Origin of the sequence: Phenylobacterium sp. SCN 70-31 (assembly GCF_001724605.1) — a bacterium.
In the GTDB taxonomy this organism is placed as follows: Bacteria; Pseudomonadota; Alphaproteobacteria; order Caulobacterales; family Caulobacteraceae; genus Phenylobacterium.
On sequence record NZ_MEEX01000003.1, the window covers coordinates 161,203 to 179,101 of the forward strand.

The window sequence follows — 17,899 nt, forward strand, 5'->3', positions numbered from 1 at the left end:
CTCAGGCGGTCCCGCCGTCCTTGAGTTCGGGATACCTGTTCTGCAATGCCTCGCATGCGCCGGTGAGTTCGGCGATCGCCTCGTCCACGTGCTGGCGCTGGGCCTGGAGCTGCTCGATCCGGCGCCTGTGGATGCGGAGGGCTTCGGCGTCCTGAGCCGGGGCGCCCTCCTCGTCGTAGGTGTCGAGGATGTCCCGGATCTCTGCGATCGACAGGCCGACCCGCCGGCCGCGCAGGATGAGCTGCAGGCGCGCCCGGTCCTTGTAGGAATAGACCCGCGCCGTCTCCCGCCGGGCCGGCGAAAGCAACCCCTGCTCCTCGTAGAAGCGCAGCGCCCGGGGTGTGGCGCCGAACTCGCGACAGAGCTGGGTGATCGAATAGGTGCGATACGGCGGGCGGCGCAGGTTCAGCAGCGTCGACATGGTGTCCTCCGTCATAGCCCGAGCACGAGCCGGGCGATGATGTCCCTCTGGATCTCGTTGGAGCCACCGTAGATCGAAGCGGCGCGGTTGTTGAGATACCTTGGCATGGCGACCAGCCCTTCCGAGGGTCCCACCGCCTCGGCGTTGGCGCCGGGCTCCCGCGCCTCCGGCTGATCGACCCAGGCGTAGGCCCCCAGGCCGGCGATCGACAGCTCGTCCACCCGCTGCATGGCCTCGGTGCCGTTGATCTTCAGCATGGATGAAGCGGGCCCCGGATTCTTCCCGCCGGCCAGCGCCGACAGCACCCGCCGCTCCGAGATGTCGATCGCGGTCACGGCGATCTCGGTCTCGGCGAGGCGACGACGGTGGGCCGGGTCGTCCTCGTGGGCCGCCGCCGCGATCCGCCGGGTGCGCTCGAGCCCGACCTGCAGGCCCGGCGCCGAGCCGCCGCCCCGCTCGAACTCCAGCAGGTACTTGGCCACCGTCCAGCCCTGGTTCTCCTCGCCGACGCGGCCCGACTTGGGGACGCGAACGCCGTCGAAGAAGACCTGGTTCACCTCGTGCTCGCCGGCCAGGGTGATGATCGGCTTCACGCTGATCCCGGGCGTGTCCATATCCAGCAGCAGGAAGGTGATCCCCTGCTGCGGCTTGCCCGAGGTCGAGGTCCGCACCAGACAGAACATCCGGTTGGCGTGCTGCGCGTGGGTCGTCCAGATTTTCGATCCATCGAGAACGTAATGATCTCCGTCGCTTACAGCCCGAAGCTGAAGCGACGCCAGGTCCGACCCCGACCCGGGTTCGGAGTACCCCTGGCACCAGTAGTCCTCGCCCGAGAGGATGCGCGGCAGATAGTGCGCCTTCTGCTCGGGCGTGCCGTAGCCCATGATGACCGGCCCCACCATCTTCAGGCCCATGGGCGCGAGGTTGGGGGCGCCCGCCCGCGCGCACTCGGCGGCGAATATGGCGCGCTGCACCTCGCTCCAGCCCGGGCCGCCATACTCTCTGGGCCACGATGGCGCGACCCACCCCTTCGCGTGCAGAATGCGCTGCCACGGCAAGCTGTAGCGAGGGTCGCAGAAGACGCTGGTCAGCGCCACGCCGGCGGCGCGCAGCTCGGGCGTCAGGTGCGCGTCCAGAAAGACGCGCACCTCGTCCCGGAACGCCAGATCCCCGGCGGTCAGTTCGAGATCCATGTATCCTCGGCTAGAACTTGGAACGCAGGGTGACACCCCAGGTGCGGGGGGCGCCCAGGAACGCGGCGAAGGTGCCGGACTGCAGGGGCTGATCCACCACGACCTGGAAGTAGTCCTCGTTGGTCAGATTCTGCGCGAAAAGCTCCACCGTCCAACGTTCATCGGCCGAACCCAGGCCGATCCGGCCGTTCCACAGCGTCAGTTCCTTCTGGATCTTCAGCGGGTCCAGGTTGGATCCGGTGTTGTAGGGCGAGGTGTACCGGCCCGAGAGGCTGGCCCGCAGCTTCAGCCCCTCGGCCACGTCGGTCTCATAGGCCGCCGACCACGAGGCCGACCAAAGCGGTGCGTACGAGAGCCGCGACGTGGGCAGCCGCGGCCCGATGCCGGGGCCCGGGACGAAGTTCCCGAACTGGGTGACCGCATAGGTGACGCCCCCCGTCGCCGTCAGGCCGGGGACCGGCGTGCGCCACACCAGGTCCATGTCCACGCCCTTCGAGGTCACCTTCGGAATCGAGGCCACCACGAAGCTGATGCCGGTGAAGGTGTTGAGCTGGAAGTCCTTGAACGTCTGGTCGAAGGCCGCCGCATTCAGGATCAGCCGATTGCCGAAGAGCTGCGTCTTCAGGCCGGCCTCCCAACTCTCCACCGTCTCGGCGTCGAAGCTGGTGTCCGGGTTGATGACGCCGGCGCCGAGGCGGGCGAGGTCCAGGTTGAAGCCGCCGCTCTTGTGGCTGTTGGCGTACGAGACATAGCCCATCACGTCCGGATTGAAGCGGTAGCTCAGCTTGGCCGTGCCGCCCAGACGATCCTCGCTGCGCTTCTGGCGGGTGTCCACGTTGTCGAACGCCGGGTCGGAACCGGGCGCGCACAGCGCCGAACGGGCCGCGGCCGGGATCGGGCGGACGATGGCCGCCGCACAGGCCGCGCCCGGCGCGGTGTTCCGGTACTGGGAGAAGACCTTCTTGGTGTCGTCGCTGTAGCGAAGGCCGAACGTCAGATCGAGGCCCTCGGCGATCCGCCAGGTGTTGTTGGTGAAGATCGCCCAGCCACGGCTCGAGTGGTCGTAACGGTCGTAGGCGCCCTGGCCCGGAATGAAGTTGGTCCCCGCCGGCAGACCGGTGAGGGCCGACACCGCCGTGGGGTTGGTCCCGCTCGACAGCAGCAGGCTGAAATAGGTCTCGTAGGCCGTGCCGTAGGGCGTGAAGGCGCTGGTGTCGAGCTGCTCGTCCGAGAAATAGCCGCCGACCATCCAGTCCAGCGGGCCGCTTCGCCCGGACACTCTCAATTCCTGTGAGAACGTCTTGAATTTACTGAAGGTCCGACCGTCATCCGGCCTGTACCAGATGTCGGCCGACGAGAAGTCGATGTCGTTGGCCTGATAGTTCTTCCAGTCGCGGAAGGCGGTGATCGAGGTCAGGGTGACGTCCGGGTTGATCTCCCAGTCCGCCTGGAGCGAGACGCCCTTTTCCTTGATGTCCTGGCTCGATTCCCGGTTGGCATAGGCCAGCCGGCGGAACGGATCGGCCGGGCGCAGCGTACCGGCGTCGGCGGCCAGGGCGTCGATGATCGCCCCGGTCGGCCCGACCAGTGTGGTGACGTTCAGGCAGCAGTGTTCGTTGCGCTCGGTGTAATCGGCCAGGAACCGCACGGTCAGTGTGTCGGACGGCAGCCAGAGGAGCTGGCCCCGGACCGTCACCACGTCCTGGTCGTCGTTGTCCTTCTGCGTGCTGGGGCCGGCGCCGTTGGCCACGTCGTAGAATCCGTCGCGCTTGCGCACCGCCGCGAAGATGCGGCCCGCCAGAGTCTCGCCGATCGGGCCGGTGACGCTGACGGCGGCGCCGCGCTGGTCGTGGTTCCCGTAGGTCGCCTCGGCGCTGGCGCCGAAGTCGAACTCGGGCGCCTTGGTGATCACGTTGATGACGCCCGCCGAGGTGTTCTTGCCGAAGACGGTGCCTTGCGGCCCCTTCAGCACCTCGATCCGCTCCAGTTCGCCCAGGTCGCCGAACGCCACGCCGCTGCGGGCGCGGTAGACGCCGTCGATCACCGTGCCCACCGAGGATTCCAGGCCGGGGTTGTCGCCGATGGTGCCGACGCCGCGGATACGGATCGAGGTCTGCGCGCCGCCGGTCGACGAGGTGACGCTGAGGCCGGGCGTCAGGACCTGCAGGTCCTTCACGTCGCGCACGCCCGCGTCCTGGAGCTGCTGGCCCGACACGACGTTCACCACGATCGGCACGTCCTGCAGGTTCTGCTCGCGCTTCTGGGCGGTGACGATGATCGCCTCGACCTCGGCCACGTCGCCCTGGTATCCTTGCGCCAGCGCCGGGGCGCCTCCGCAGGCCATCGCCAGCACGGCCGACGAGGCGGCGTACTTCCGCAAACGCGCGTACTTCCGCAAACGCATAGACTTCCTCCCCTAGCGCTCCAGGCGCATTCTTGGCGCGCCCATTGCGAGGGGCGCATCACGCCAGCTTGCGGACAGCGCGAGGGGCGAACAAGCTAGCGGAAGTGATAGGGTCCCCGCCGCTGCCATGGCTGACGAGCGTTCACCCCCGGCCGCACTGGCCGAAGCCGAGACGCTGGCGCGCGAGATCGCGGTCGCGGGCGCGCGCCTCGCCCTGCCCTATGTGGCGGTCGCCGCCGACATCGGCGCCGCCCAGCCGCCGCGCGGGCTGGACGGGCGACCGTTCGCCGAGACGGTGTTCCGCTGGCTCGATCCCGACCTCCGCTATTGGGAAGATCACGGCTTCGCCCTCAAGGCGGCGTTCATCCACGCGACGCGGGTCTGTTCCGAGCCCTTCTATTTCCGGGACGGTCGCTTCGGATCCTGGCGCCCCAACGCCGCCCTGGACGCCGTCACCAATGAGGCTCCCATCGAGACCTATGGGGTCGGCGCGGCGATCATCGCTCCCGCCTACCTGCCGATGGGCGTCATCGGGGCCGTCGTCTGGGCGACGCCCGACGCCGGCCTGGACGTCGTGTCCGTCTTCGAGCGTCACGCGGTGACGCTCCACGGCCTGGCCCTGCGGTTCGTGGCGACCTACGGCGACGCGGTGGCGGTCCGCGAAGAGCCTCCCCTGCGCCTCACCCGCCGCGAGATCCAGGTGCTGAAGTGGGCCGCGGCGGGCAAGACCGACGCCGAGATCGGCGAACTGGTGGCCATCTCGCTGCCCACCGTGCGCTTTCACGTGACGAACGCCGCCCGCAAGCTCCACGCCGCGGGCCGGTCCCAGGCCATCCAGCGGGCCGCCACGCTCGGATATATCGGCGCCGCCGCGGCGTCCGGCCCCATGCGCACGCGCGCCTGAAACGACTAGGCTCCTCCGGGGGTGATTCTGAAGGTGTTTCCGGAAAGGACGGGCGCATGCGTCTCGCGTCCAGCCGGCTCGGCGTCGTCGCCGGCGCGGCCCTTGTTCTAGCTGCGACGGGCCTCCCCCCGGCGGCGGCGCGCGATCCCACGCCGACCGAGCAGGCCGCCTGGCTTCGCCTCGTGCACGAAGCCGAACACGCTCAGGCCGCCGGCGACTGGCGGCGGCTGGAACAGGCCAGTCGCCGGCGCGCGCGCCTGGAGACAAAGATTCACGGCGCGACCTCTCCGGCCGCCGCGGCGTCCTGGTCCTGGGTCGGCAAGGCGCTGGCGAAACAGCGACGCGACGCAGAGGCCGAACCCTTCTTCCGCCGCGCCCACGAGACGGCCCTGGCCGGCCTTGGCCCGAACGATCCCCAGACGATGCTCGCCGGCGCGAACCACGCCGCGGCGCTCGAGCGCCTGGGCCGGTTCCCGGCCGCCGAACCGCTGCGGCGGGCGCTTCTGGACTCGGCCCGCGTCCGCTTCGGCGTCCAGAGCGCCGAGACCGCCGCCGCCGCCGCCGCCCTGGCCGACGTCCGCCGCGCCGATGGACGGACGGGCGACGCCGAACCCCTCTATCGCCTGGCCTACGAGATCGACGTGGCCCGCTTCGGCGAGGGTGACCGCCGAACCGCCGACGACCTCTCGGTCCTGGCCGCGTCCCTGGACGACCTCGGCCGCCACGCCGAGGCGGAACCGCTGCACCGGCGGGCGTTGGCCCTCAGCCGCCAGGGGCCCGACGGCCCGGACACCGCCCGCGCCTATTCGCGCATGGCGGCGAACCTGGACGCCCAGGGCCGGCCGACGGTGGCCGAGCCCCTGCACCGCCGCGCCGTTGAAATCGCCGGCGCGGGACAGACGGGCGCCGACCCCGTCGAGACCACCGAACTCTTGCTCCGCCTCGCCGCCAACCTCGTGGCCCAGGGCCGCGCAGCCGAAGCCGAGCCGCTCCTCCGCGAGGCCCTGCGGGTCCGCCAGTCCCGCCACGGCCGGCGCAGCGTCGAAGCCGCCCTGGTCCAGGTCGCCCTGGGCGAGGCCCTCACCGCGCTGGGCCGTCCCCGCGCGGCCGTCCGGCTGGAACAGCCTGCCCTGAAGACGTTGCGGGCCGGGCGGGGCGAGGCCCATCCCGCCACCGCCCGGGCCTACGCCGCGCTGGGCGCCTCGCTCCAGGCCCGCGGCGACACGAAGCGCGCCGATCCGCTCCTGCGCCAGGCCCTGCGGATCCGTCGGGACCGCCTGGGCGAGCGCCATCCGCTCACCGCCCGCGCCTACGACGCCCTGGCTCAGAACGAGGCTCGCCGCGGCGCCGCCGCCCCGGCCGAGGCCCTGGCCTCGCGCGCGGTGGCCATCGTCCTCGAGCGTGAGCCTCCCGCCCCCGTTGGGATCGGCCAGGCGTCGCCGCTCCGTCTGGATGACGATACGCCCGAGGCGCGGATGCTTCGTCGCTACCTGGATCACGCCTGGAACGCCGCCCGGCGCTCGGCCGAAGACCTGCCGCGCATCCAGGACGCCGCCTTCCTGGCCGCTCAAGGTCTGACCGCGACCCCGGCGGCGGGCGCGGTGGCCGACACGGCGGCCCGAGCCGCCTTGCCCTCGGCCGACGCACGCACCGTCCGCGTCCGCCAGGACCTGACCCGGCAGGCCCGGGCGCTGGAGAATCGCCTGCTGGGCGGCCTTCCCACGAACGATCCGGCCGAAACCGCCCGCATCGGGGCGGCGCTGGACGCTGTCGCCTCCGAGGTCGCCGCCCTGGAGCGCCGGATCGGCCCCCGGCCCTCGCCCTCGGCCGCTGCGACGCAGGCGCTCCCGCTCGAGGACCTCCAGCGACGCCTCCGCCCCGACGAGGGGCTGCTGCTGCTCACGCCTACGGGGGAGGACATCCATGTCTTCGCAGTGAGCCGCTCCCGCACCGCCTGGCTCCGGGTGGAAGGCGCGCGCCGCCCGACCGAGGCCCGCGTCCGAAGGCTACGCTGTCAGATGGACGACGACGCCTGCCCGCCGGGCGCGGCCGACCAGGGTCTCCAGCCGTTCGACCACGCCGCGGCGCACGCCCTCTACGCCGAACTGATCCAGCCCGTGGAGGGCGCGCTGTCCGGCGCCCGGCGGCTGTTCGTCAGCGCCGACGGGGCGCTGGCCAATCTGCCGTTGAGCCTGGCCGTCGTACGGCCTCCAGCGGGAGGTGGCGAAGCGGTCTGGCTGGCCGATCGCTATGCGATCACCGTCCTGCCCGCCGTCGCCAGCCTGCGCGCCGGCCCGCCCGCGCCCCGGCGCAAGGACGGCGCCTGGACCTTCGCGGGCTTCGGCGCCCCCAATCTCCGCCAGGGCGACACCGCCCCGGCCGCACGCCGGCTGGCCGATCCCAAGGCGCTCCACGCCGCCTACGGCCCCCTGCCCGGGACGGCCGACGAGCTTCGCGCCATGGCCCGGGCCCTGGGCGCGCCCGCAGCCTCGGTCCGTCTGGGCGACGCGGCGACCGAGGCGGCGCTGAAGGCGTCGTCCCGCCTGTCTCAGGCCCGCGTGGTGGCCATCGCCACCCATGGAATCCTCTCCAGCGAGATCCCCGGCGTCGACGAGCCGGGGCTGGTGCTGACCCCGCCCGCCGAGGCGACGCCCGAGGACGACGGCGTCCTCACCGCGTCCGAGGCCGCGGCCCTGCATCTCCGGGCGGACTGGGTGATCCTGTCGGCCTGCAACACCGCGGGCCCCGACGGCTCGCCCGGCGGACGCAACCTGTCGGGCCTCGCCAACGCCTTCCTGCACGCCGGCGCACGCGCGCTGATGGTCAGTCACTGGCGGGTCTACGACGACGCCACCTCGGCCCTCACGGCCCGGACCATCGCCGCCCAGCGCGCCGACCCCGGCCTCTCCCGGGCCGAAGCGCTCCAGGACGCGATGCACGCCGTCCGCACGGGCCGACTGCCGGACGGCGCGCCCCTGCCCGGCTGGCGCCCGGAGTGGGCGCACCCGGCCTACTGGGCGCCCTTCGTGGTGATCGCCACGGGCGATTGAGCCCCTGCCGAACGAACAAGCTTGACCACACCCCGGTCTTGCTCCCGTGCGACGCGAGGCGCATGAAACGGGTCATGGCGTTCCCGTCTCCACGCGTGTGGTCCCTGGCCAGGCTGTCGCTGGGATTCACGCTGGACGAGGTGGCCGCCGGACTCGCCGGGCTCGATCCGATGGACGCCCTGCTGGTGCTGGCCATCAATCAGGCCAACATCGCGCCCTTGACGCGGGACCCGGACGCGCGCCGCGCGTACGGCGGCCTGGAGCACGCCGCGCCCGACAGCGTCCGCCGGCCCGCCACCGTCAACGCCATCGCCAACTCGCTGGGCGTCCCGTTCGAAACCGCCCGGCGGCGGCTGAAGCGACTGGAAGCGGCCGGCGTCTGCCAGGTGTCGCCCAGCGCCGGCGTCATGGTTCCCGAGGCCTGGCTGACGTCGCCGGCCTACCTGGACAGCGTGCGCGCAGCGCACGAACGCCTGGTGAAACTCTATGCCGACCTCCTGGCCGCCGACCTGCTCGACCCGCTGCCGCCGGCCGCCTACGCGGTGGACGATGGCGTTCCCATGCGCGGCGCGGCGCGCCTGATCGCCGACTTCATCCTGCGCAGCGTGGAGAATCTCCACCGGGTCGCGGGCGACCTCACCTCGGCGCTCGCCCTGCTGGCGGTGCTGGACGCCGCCCTCGAACCGGCGGACTCGGCGGTCCGCCACGGCGCCGCCAGCGCCTCGTCCCTTGCGCGCCGGGCCGGGTTGCCCGGCGAGACCATGCGTCGCCACCTCGTCATGCTGATCGAAACCGGGGTCTGCGCGCGCACGGCTCAGGGCGTCACCGTCGCGCCCGACCTGCTGTCACGGCCCCACATCCAGGCCCTGATCGAAGAACACGCCGCCGACCTCCAGCGCCTGTTCGCCGGCTTGGCGGAGCGCGGTGTGGTGGCGGCCTGGGAACGCGCCGGGGCCGGCCTCGCCCCCCGCCGCAGGGCCTGACCCCACCGCTCCGGGACGGCGAGACCGCCTCAGAGCGCCCAGGCGCGTCCGACCTCCGAGAGCGGAATACAGCCCTTGTAGTCGCCCGGGATGGGATCGTAGCGCACCGCCAGGGTCGCCCCCGGCTCCGAGCTGAAGTAGCCCACCAGCACCACCTCCTTCAGCCGCCCGAAGGGGCTGAATTTCTGCCCCTTGTCGTAGGTCGCGGCGATGGCGGTCTGCTCGGACGTCGAGAGCGCGGCGAACCCCTTCCCGTGCCGGGCGCGGGCGTCGGCGTCCAGCGCATCGAGCACGCTGCGGAATTCGCCGGCCTCGACGGCCGTGCAGTAGCCGGCGATGGTGCGGTCCACATAGGCGGGGACACCCGCCTCCCGGGTGCCCGGGGTGTCCGTGCCCGGCGCGATCAGTTCGGACAGGGCGTCCAGCACCTGCGCCTGGCTCGGGCTGACGCCGGTCGGGGTCCAGCCCGGATTCGCGCCGACGGTCACGGCCGGCTGCGCACCCGCCGCCGCGGTCCCCGCCGGCAGGCTGAGCGCGCCCCAGACCGCGGCGAAGCTCAGCAGCGCGTCGCGACGACTCTGCATCACAGCTCTCCCCTGCGGCTGGCTTCGACCGCATGGGCGCAGGCGCGCGCGGTCAGCGCCATGTAGGTCAGCGACGGGTTCACGCACGAGGCCGAGGTCATGCACGCCCCGTCGGTGACATAGACGTTGCGGCACTCATGCACCTGGTTATGCGCGTTCAGCACCGACGTCTTCGGGTCGCGGCCCATCCTGGCGGTCCCCATCTCGTGGATGCCCAGGCCCGGCGGCGACGGGGTCTCGTAGCCGATCACGTTGGTGAAGCCGGCGGCCTCCAGCATCTCGACCGCCGCGGTCTTCATGTCGCGGCGCATGGCGGTTTCATTCTCGCGCAGGCCGGCGTCGAACCGCAGCGTGGGCAGGCCGTACCGGTCCTTGCGGTCCCGGTTCAGCGTCACCCGGTTGTCGGCGTGCGGCAGGATCTCGCCGAAGCCCCCGATGCGCACCATCCACGGGCCGGGCTGGCTCAGTTCGTCCTTGCGCGCCCCGCCCAGGCCGGCGGCGTGCAGGTTGCGATCCCAGTTCGGCCGGCCGGCGCCGCCCTGGTAGCCGAAGCCGCGCAGATAGTCGGTCCGCTTCGTGGCCGCATCGCCCAGATTGCGGAAGCGCGGAATGTAGAGCCCGTTGGGCCGGCGACCCGAATAGTATCGGTCCTCGTACCCCGGCGCCTCGGCCATGGCGCCCACCCCCAGGTGATGGTCCATGATGTTGCGGCCCAGTTGGTCGCTGCCGTTGCCGAAGCCGTTGGGGAAGCGCCGGCTGGTCGAGTTCATCATCAGCCAGGTCGAATTCAGCGCCGAGGCGCAGACGAAGATGACCTTGGCGTAGAATTCCATGGTCTCGCCGGTCGTCTCGTCCTGGACGCGCACGCCGTCCGCCCGACCCTTGGCCTCGTCGTACAGGATCTCGGTCACGATCGAGTGCGGGCGCAACTTGAAGTTCCCCGTCTTCTCGGCCGCCACCAGCGTCACCGCGTTCGAGCTGAAGTAGGCTCCGAACGGACAGCCGCGCATGCACATGTTCCGGTGCTGGCACTTGCCGCGGCCCAAGGCGATCTGCTCCTCGGTGGGTTCGGTCAGGTGCGCGCAGCGGCCGATGGTGACCCGACGTTCGGGAAAGCGCGCCTCGGTCTTGGCCTTCAGCACCTTCTCGACGCAGTTCATCTCCATCGGCGGCTGGAACACGCCGTCGGGAAGCTGGGGCAAGCCTTCGGCCTGGCCGCTCACGCCGATGTAGCGCTCGACGTAGTCGTACCAGGGGGCGATGTCGCGATAACGGATCGGCCAGTCGACGCCGACGCCCTCCTTCGCGTTCGCCTCGAAGTCCAGGTCCGACCACCGGTAGCTCTGCCGCGCCCACAGCAGCGAGCGGCCGCCCACGTGATACCCGCGGATCCAGTCGAACGGCTGATCCTCGGTGTAGGGGTTCTCGTCGTCGCGGACGAAGAAGTGCTGGGTGTACTCGGTCAGCGCATAGCCCGTCCGGTTCTGGACCGGGTACTTCGCCTTCAGCTCGTCCGGCGGAAGCTTGGCGCGGGGATACTTCACCTCCCACGGATGCGTAGCCGCGGTGGGATAGTCCTCAAGGTGGCGCACCATGCGCCCGCGCTCCAGCACCAGGGTCTTCAGGCCCTTTTCGCTCAGCTCCTTGGCCGCCCAGCCGCCGGTCATGCCGCTGCCGACGACGATGGCGTCGTAGGTGTTCTCCTGCCGCCAGCGGGTGTTGAGATTGGCCATCGACGTCTCCCCCTCGAAGCCTGAACAGCTCCGTCCGGCGGTCGTTCGCGCTGCCGGTTCGAATGAGGTGCAGGCTCACATGCAATCGATTACATTGCAAGCGGGGACGGGGTCGAATCCACGAGAGCCGCCGCCCCGGGAGGACCGTTCCGATGCTTCGCCGCCTCGCGGCCGGCTGCGCCGCGCTCGCCCTTTCCGCAGCGGCTCTGACCGGCTGCGCCCACACGCCGGCCGAGCCGGAATGGATCGTCCTCTTCGACGGCCGGTCCCTGGAAGGCTGGACGCCCAAGATCGCAGGCCACCCGCCGGGTGAGAACTGGCGCGACACCTTCGTCGTCCGGGACGGGGCCATCCGCGTCAGCTACGCGGGCTACGACCGGTTCCAGAACCGCTTCGGCCACCTGTTCTACAAGACGCCGTTCAGCACCTACCGCCTCCGGCTTCAGTACCGCGTGCTGGAGCCGCCCCTCCCCGACACGCCCGCCTGGGCCATCGGCAACAGCGGGGTGATGTTCCATGCCCAGAGCCCCGGGAGCATGGGCCTGGACCAGGCCTTCCCCGTCTCCATCGAGTTCCAGATCCTGGGCGCCCACGGCCCCGGCCCGCGCCCCACCGGCGCCCTCTGCACGCCGGGCATCGTGGTCACCATGCCGGACGGCAAGCGTCAGCCTGGCCACTGCACGCCTTCGTCCGGCCCGACGATCCCCAACGGGACCTGGGTCGACCTGGAACTGGAGGTCCGTCCCGACGGCCACATCATCCAGTCGATCGACGGCCGGCCGGTCCACCGCTACAGCGCCCCGGCCCTCGATCCCGACGACCCGCTGGCCGCCGCCGACGCCCGCCGCGTCATCGCCGCGCAGGGGGGCCGGCTGGAAGTCACCGGCGGCTACATCGCGCTTCAGAGCGAGGGCCACCCCGTCGAGTTCCGGAACATCCGGCTCCAGCCGCTTCGCTGAGCTTCTAGAGTCCCAGCAGCCGCCGGTTGCGCGCCGCGTCGGTTCCGGCCGAGGCGAAGTCGTCGAAGGCGTGCGGCGTCACCCGGATGATGTGGTCGCGGATGAAGGGCGCGCCTTCCCGCGCGCCATCCTCGGGATGCTTCAGCGCGCATTCCCATTCCAGCACCGCCCAACCCGGATAGTCGTAGGCCGCCAGCTTCGAGAAGATGGCCCCGAAGTCCACCTGCCCGTCGCCCAGCGAGCGGAACCGCCCCGGCCGCTCGACCCAGCCCTGGTAGCCGCCGTAGACGCCCGACCGTCCGTCCGGCCGGAACTCGGCGTCCTTCACGTGAAAGGCCCGGATGCGCTCGTGGTAGAGGTCGATGTAGGCGAGGTAGTCGAGCTGTTGCAGCACGAAGTGGCTGGGATCGTACAGCAGGCAGGCCCGCGGATGGCCGCCCACCAGATCCAGGAACCGCTCGTAGGTGGCGCCGTCGTGCAGGTCCTCACCCGGATGGATCTCGTAGCAGACGTCGACGCCCGCTTCGTCGAAGGCGTCCAGGATCGGCCGCCAGCGGCGCGCCAGTTCGCCGAACGCCTCCTCCACCAGTCCCGCCGGCCGCTGCGGCCAGGGATAGAGGTAGGGCCAGGCCAGCGCGCCCGAGAAGGTGGCGTGGGCGGACAGGCCCAGCCGCCGGCTGGCGACGGCCGCCGCCTTGACCTGACGCACGGCCCACTCCTGCCGCGCCTGCGGACGGCCGCGCACCTCGGCGGGCGCGAAGGCGTCGAACAGCTCGTCGTAGGCCGGGTGCACCGCCACCAGCTGGCCCTGGAGATGCGTGGACAGCTCGGTGACCTGCAAGCCCTTGTCGGCCAGCATGCCCGCGACGTCGTCGCAATAGGCCTGACTCCCGGCCGCCCGCTCGAGGTCGAAGATCGAATCCGCCCCGCCCGTCGGCAGTTGCAGGCCCACATAGCCGAGGCTCGCCGCCCAGTCGGCCAGGGTCTCCAGCCGGTCGAACGGCGGCTCGGCCCCGACGAACTGCGCCAGGAAGATCCCGGGGCCCTTCAGCGTCTTCATGCGAGGCTCCCGTCCAGTTCGATCCAGCCGGCGTCCGTGCGGCTGGCGGCCACCGCCTGCTCTACGAAGGCCATGCCGCGCACGCCGTCCTCGATACCGGGGACCAGTCCCGCATCGCCGCGCCCGGCGACGATGGCGTCGGCCAGGTCGCCATAGAGGTTTGCGAAGGCCTCGACGAACCCCTCAGGATGGCCCGTGGGAATCCGCGACCCGGCCCGCGCCGCCGCACCCAGATAGGACGACGCCGCATGCAGCACCTGGGTCGGCCCGTCCAGCCAGTCGACCGTCAGCTCGGTGTGCCGCTCGTGCGACCACGTTAGGCCGCCCCGCTCGCCATAGACCTTGATGTTCAGCCCGTTGCGCGCGCCGGCCGAGATCTGCGAGGCGATCAGCACGCCCCGCGCTCCGCCGCCGAACCGCAGCAGGATGTTGCAGTCGTCGTCCAGCATCCGGCCCGGCACCACCGCCGCCACGTCGGCGCAAAGCCGCCCCACCCGGTCGCCCGAGACGAACTCCGCCAGGTTGAAGGCGTGCACCCCGATGTCGGCGATGCAGCCGCCCGCCCCCGCCTGCGCGGGGTCGGCGCGCCATTCGGCCTGCTTGCTGCCCTGCCGCTCGACCGGCTCGCTCAGCCAGCCCTGCGCGTACTCCACCACCACCTTGCGCACCGCGCCCAGGTCGCCGCGCCGCACGATCTCGCGCGCCTCGCGCACCATCGGATAGCCGGTGTAGACATAGGTCAGGCCGTAGAGGCGCCCCGACGCCGACACGACCCCCGCCAGCTCCCGCGCCTGGGCCAGCGTCAGCGTCGCCGGCTTGTCGCTCATCACGTGCAGCCCGCCCTTCAGCGCCGCCGCCGACTGGGCGAAGTGGACGTGGTTCGGCGTCGTGACCGCCAGAAGCTCGGCGCCGTCGGGGCGCCCCGCCTCGCCGGCGATCAGGGCGTCCACATCGGCATAGGCCCGCTCCGGCGCCACGCCCCAGTCGCGCGCCGCCTCGGCGTTACGGCCGGCGTCACGGCTGAACGCGCCCGCCACCAGTCGGATCTTGCCGTCCAGCTCGGCGGCCATGCGATGGACGGGGCCGATGAACGCTCCGGGCCCGCCGCCGGCCATGGCCAGCCTTATGGGCCCGCGTGCGCTCAAGCCGTCACCCCGGCCAGGAAGTCGTGGTTGATCTTCGCCGCCTCGATCCGCGGCCGCTCGAACGGCGGCTCCTGCTCGACGTAGAAGCCGCGCACCCCGGCCGCATACGCCGCCGGCAACAGCCGCTTCCAGTCCAGCTTGCCCGAGCCGATCTCGGTGGGCTGCATGCTGAGCGCGAAGTTGGGTTCGGTCCCGGCCTTCAGGTCCTTCACGTGCATCATGGTGAAGCGGCCCTTGTGCTTCTGCATCAGGGCGATGGGGTCCAGGCCCGCGGCGGCCACCCAGCCGACGTCGATCTCGAACGTCACGACGTCCGGGTCGGTCTCCTTCAGCAGGACCTCCATGCCGGTGGTCTCGCCCCCACTGTTCCCACTGAGCGGCCGGAATTCGAAGTTGTGGTTGTGGTAGCCGATCCTGATCCCGGCCTTCTTCAGCACCGCGCCCTTCTCGTTCAGGAAGGCGGCGTTCATCTGCCAGTCGTGCAGGGTCAGCGCGCCGGTCACGCGCCGGTAGAAGTCGCCGATGCTCTCGCCCTCGGCCGGGCGGCCGGCCAGACGGTCGGGAATGCGTGGGCTGGGCATCACGGCGTTGACGGCCCCCACGGCGGCCAGGCCCTCGGCCAGCTTGTCCAGATCGCCGTCGAAGCCGCCGTCGGGACCCAGGGCGCGCGCCTGCACGTGGGCCGAAGCGCATTTCAGCCCCGCGCGGTCCAGCGCCGCGCGCATCTCCACGGGCTTGCGCCCCAGGAAACCGGCCAGCTCCACGTTGCGGTAGCCCATGGCGGCGACCGCCGCGAGCGTGCCGTCCAGGTCCTTCGCCGCGTCCGGCCCCAGGGTGTAGAGCTGGATGCCGATCGGCAGGCCGACACGCTTGAAGAACGGCTGCGCCGCCGCGGCCGGACCGGTCATCGCCGCCCCCGCCAGCGCGGCGCCGGCCGCCAGGAATCCGCGGCGCGAGGGGTCAGACAGGCGTGTCCGCATGCGAGGTCTCCGGTGATCGGGAAAGGTCCGGTCATGGGGCGACCGGTCCGGTGGGGCCGCGCTCGGGCGGCCGGAAGAAGAAGGCCAGCAGGACGACGGCGGCCAGCGCCATGCCGGTCGGAACCAGGAACAGCGTGCGATAGTCCACCATGCCGGTGACGCCGTCGCGCAGGGTCCCCATCAACGCCGGGAACAGGAAGCTGGCCACTACGCTGCCGATCCCCAGGATCAGCAGGTTGAACAGGCCCTGGGCGCTGGTCCGCACGTCCTTGGGGAACACGGCGTCCACGAAGATGTACACCGTGGCGAAGAAGAAGGCGTAGCAGACGCCGTGCAGGAGCTGCACCGCGATGATGACCGGCATGCTGTCGGCGAAGAAGGCGAACACCGCGAACCGGGCGGCGTGGCCCAGGACGCCGACGATCATCGTCGCCTTCCATCCCAGCCGGACCAGCACGGCGCCCAGGACCAGCATGGTCAGGATCTCGGCGAGCTGACCCAGGCTCAACACCACCATCGACAGGTTGCCCGCGATCCCCACCCGCTCGGTCAGGAAGGCGTCGGCCATCACGAAGTAGCCGTTGTGGATCACGGAATCGATGAAGGTCACCACGAACAGCACAGCCACGAACGGCGCGCCCAAGAGGCCCAGCGCGCGCCGCCAGGCCAGCTTGTCCAACCCCTCGGCGTCCTTGCGCGGCGGGGTGTGCGGCAGGGTAAGGCTGTAGGCCGCCAGCGCGAACGAGACGATCGCCGCCACCAGGAAGATCCAGCGCACCTGATGCGCGTCGGCCTGGGCGCCCAGCAGGAAGACGAAGGGCCAGCTCACCAGCATCCAGCCGACCGTGCCGCCCATCCGCACCGCCCCGAACTGCCGGGCCGGGTCGCTCAGGTTGGCGAAGGCGATGGAGTTCGAGACCGACAGCGTCGGCACGTAAAGCAGGCTGTAGACGAGATAGGCCAGGAAGAACGGCCAGAAGGTGGTGGAGAACGCCACCGCCACCAGCGCCAGCCCGCCCAGCAGGTGGCTCACGGCCAGGAACTTCTCGGCGGCGAAGTTGCGGTCGGCGAACTGGTTCGAGAAGAAGATCCCCGCCAGCGCCGCCAGGCCCCAGCAGCTTCCCACCAGCGACTGCTGCCACGGCGCGAAGCCCAGCATGGTCATGTAGGGGAACAGCTTGGGCGCCCAGGCGCCCCAGACGGCGAGCTGGAGCACCATCATCAGGAACAGCCGCGCCTGGACCGTCATCTCGCCTCCCCCTGTTCCCTGCGGGCCGGTTCCCTGCGGGTCGGACGGCGCTCGTTCGGGCGGCGCCGCCTCGTCGATGTAATCGATTGCATGGGTAGCAGAGCCGATCCCGCACGGCAACGGCCGGGCAAGCGGTCACGCCGGTTGCATCCGCGCGGCGGCGTCGCCAGTGTCGCGGCGATGGCGACGATTCAGGATGTGGCTCGCAGCGCGGGGGTTTCGACCGCGACGGTCTCGCGCGTGCTGAGCGCGCCCGGCCGCGTCGCCGAGGCCACGCGCGCGCGCGTCCTGGCGGCGGTGGACAGCCTGGGCTACTCGCCCAACGTCGCGGCCAAGATGCTGCGCACGCTGCGCACCCAGAAGATCCTGGTGACGGTGCCCGACATCTCGAACCCCTTCTTCTCGCAGGTGATCCGGGGCGTGGAAGAGGCCGCCAGCGCCGCCGGCTACTCCGTCCTGCTCGGCGACACCCGCCACGAGCCCGAGCGCGAGGACCAGTATGCGGCGATGCTGCGGCGGAAGGAGGCCGACGGCCTGATCTTCCTGGGTCACCGCCTTTCCGACACCCTGGCCGAGATGGCCGCGGCCCTCGGCCCGGGGGCGCCGATCGTCAACGGCTGCGAGTACAGCCCCGCCCTGGGGGTCTCGTCCGCGCACATCGACAACGAGAAGGCCGCGACCGAGGCCATGGCCCATCTCTACGCGCTGGGCCACCGGCGCGTGGGCGTGGTGACCGGCCCGCTGGCCAGCCCGCTCAGCCGCGACCGCCTGGCCGGCGTGCGCGCCGCCGCCCGGACGGCCGGCGCCGTGGAGGGTCTCGCCGTCGCCACGGGAGACTTCTCGGTCGAGGCCGGAGCGGCCCTCGCCCGCGACCTGCTGTCGACCGCCGCGCCGCCCTCGGCCCTGTTCTGCTTCAGCGACGAGATGGCCATGGGCGCCCTGGCGGCCCTGCGCGGCCTGGGCCTCGCCTGCCCGCGGGACGTCTCGCTCGTGGGTTTCGACGACATCCGATTCGCCGCCTACCTGGACCCGCCGCTCACCACCGTCAGCCAGCCGATGGCCGAGATCGGACACGAGACGGTGCGCCTGCTGCTGGAAGTCCTGTCGGGCGAAGCCGGCGCAGCGCGCCATGTCACCCTGCCCCACCGCCTGGTGATCCGCGCCAGCACCGCCGCGCCGGTTGCCTGACACCCCGGTGGGGGGTAGTCCGCCTCTCAACGAACGAGAGGAGACG

The 17,899-nt window shown here is 71.4% G+C and carries 14 protein-coding genes; 5 read left to right on the forward strand and 9 right to left on the reverse strand.

The window, feature by feature from the left end; all coding sequences use genetic code 11:
- Nucleotide 1: 1 nt before the first annotated feature.
- From ABS78_RS02035 to ABS78_RS02045, 3 genes are read right to left on the reverse strand one after another with little or no spacing between them, the layout of a single operon-like run.
- Nucleotides 2-421: a MerR family DNA-binding transcriptional regulator gene (locus ABS78_RS02035; RefSeq protein ID WP_293374366.1), complete on the reverse strand. Its 420-nt coding sequence runs from the start codon at nt 419-421 to the stop codon at nt 2-4.
- Nucleotides 422-432: 11 nt separating this feature from the next.
- Entirely contained in the window at nt 433-1,614 is a 1,182-nt protein-coding gene (locus tag ABS78_RS02040; RefSeq protein ID WP_293374368.1) for an acyl-CoA dehydrogenase family protein, read from the reverse strand.
- Nucleotides 1,615-1,624: 10 nt separating this feature from the next.
- Entirely contained in the window at nt 1,625-4,018 is a 2,394-nt protein-coding gene (locus tag ABS78_RS02045) for a TonB-dependent receptor (RefSeq protein WP_293374370.1), read from the reverse strand.
- 127 nt (nt 4,019-4,145) lie between these two features.
- Between ABS78_RS02045 and ABS78_RS02050 the strand changes: the two genes are divergently transcribed.
- The 3 genes from ABS78_RS02050 to ABS78_RS02060 all read left to right on the forward strand — a co-directional run bounded on the left by ABS78_RS02050 (nt 4,146) and on the right by ABS78_RS02060 (nt 8,955).
- On the forward strand, nt 4,146-4,922 hold the full coding sequence (locus ABS78_RS02050; RefSeq protein WP_293374372.1) for a helix-turn-helix transcriptional regulator: 777 nt from the start codon (nt 4,146-4,148) through the stop codon (nt 4,920-4,922).
- A gap of 56 nt (nt 4,923-4,978) precedes the next feature.
- Complete coding sequence (locus tag ABS78_RS02055; RefSeq protein ID WP_293374374.1) at nt 4,979-7,972, forward strand: CHAT domain-containing tetratricopeptide repeat protein; 2,994 nt, start codon at nt 4,979-4,981, stop codon at nt 7,970-7,972.
- A gap of 62 nt (nt 7,973-8,034) precedes the next feature.
- Complete coding sequence (locus ABS78_RS02060) at nt 8,035-8,955, forward strand: hypothetical protein (protein ID WP_293374376.1); 921 nt, start codon at nt 8,035-8,037, stop codon at nt 8,953-8,955.
- A gap of 29 nt (nt 8,956-8,984) precedes the next feature.
- Here ABS78_RS02060 and ABS78_RS02065 read toward each other — a convergent pair whose 3' ends face one another.
- Nucleotides 8,985-9,539 carry a gluconate 2-dehydrogenase subunit 3 family protein gene (locus tag ABS78_RS02065; protein ID WP_293374378.1) on the reverse strand — a complete coding sequence of 185 codons (555 nt, stop codon included), beginning with the start codon at nt 9,537-9,539 and terminating at the stop codon, nt 8,985-8,987.
- Nucleotides 9,539-11,272, reverse strand: coding sequence for a GMC family oxidoreductase (locus ABS78_RS02070; RefSeq protein ID WP_293374380.1), 1,734 nt, complete (start codon nt 11,270-11,272; stop codon nt 9,539-9,541). The genes ABS78_RS02065 and ABS78_RS02070 overlap by 1 nt, the downstream gene beginning before the upstream one ends.
- 152 nt (nt 11,273-11,424) lie before the next feature.
- Between ABS78_RS02070 and ABS78_RS02075 the strand changes: the two genes are divergently transcribed.
- Complete coding sequence (locus ABS78_RS02075) at nt 11,425-12,231, forward strand: DUF1080 domain-containing protein (RefSeq protein WP_293374382.1); 807 nt, start codon at nt 11,425-11,427, stop codon at nt 12,229-12,231.
- A 4-nt stretch (nt 12,232-12,235) separates the two neighbouring features.
- Here ABS78_RS02075 and ABS78_RS02080 read toward each other — a convergent pair whose 3' ends face one another.
- Genes ABS78_RS02080 through ABS78_RS02095 form a run of 4 tightly spaced genes read right to left on the reverse strand, consistent with a single transcriptional unit; the run spans nt 12,236 to nt 16,665 of the window.
- The gene (locus ABS78_RS02080) at nt 12,236-13,291 is read right to left on the reverse strand and encodes a sugar phosphate isomerase/epimerase (protein WP_293374384.1); all 1,056 of its coding nucleotides are present in this window, start codon (nt 13,289-13,291) and stop codon (nt 12,236-12,238) included.
- Nucleotides 13,288-14,406, reverse strand: coding sequence for a Gfo/Idh/MocA family oxidoreductase (locus ABS78_RS02085; RefSeq protein WP_293374475.1), 1,119 nt, complete (start codon nt 14,404-14,406; stop codon nt 13,288-13,290). The genes ABS78_RS02080 and ABS78_RS02085 overlap by 4 nt, the downstream gene beginning before the upstream one ends.
- A 26-nt stretch (nt 14,407-14,432) precedes the next feature.
- Nucleotides 14,433-15,416, reverse strand: a complete 984-nt coding sequence (locus tag ABS78_RS02090) for a sugar phosphate isomerase/epimerase (RefSeq protein WP_293374386.1) — start codon at nt 15,414-15,416, stop codon at nt 14,433-14,435.
- Nucleotides 15,417-15,447: 31 nt separating this feature from the next.
- On the reverse strand, nt 15,448-16,665 hold the full coding sequence (locus ABS78_RS02095) for an MFS transporter (protein WP_293374388.1): 1,218 nt from the start codon (nt 16,663-16,665) through the stop codon (nt 15,448-15,450).
- A gap of 180 nt (nt 16,666-16,845) precedes the next feature.
- On the opposite strand from ABS78_RS02095, the gene ABS78_RS02100 reads away from it, so the two are divergent.
- Nucleotides 16,846-17,853, forward strand: coding sequence for a LacI family DNA-binding transcriptional regulator (locus ABS78_RS02100; protein WP_293374477.1), 1,008 nt, complete (start codon nt 16,846-16,848; stop codon nt 17,851-17,853).
- The last annotated feature ends 46 nt before the right edge of the window (nt 17,854-17,899 follow it).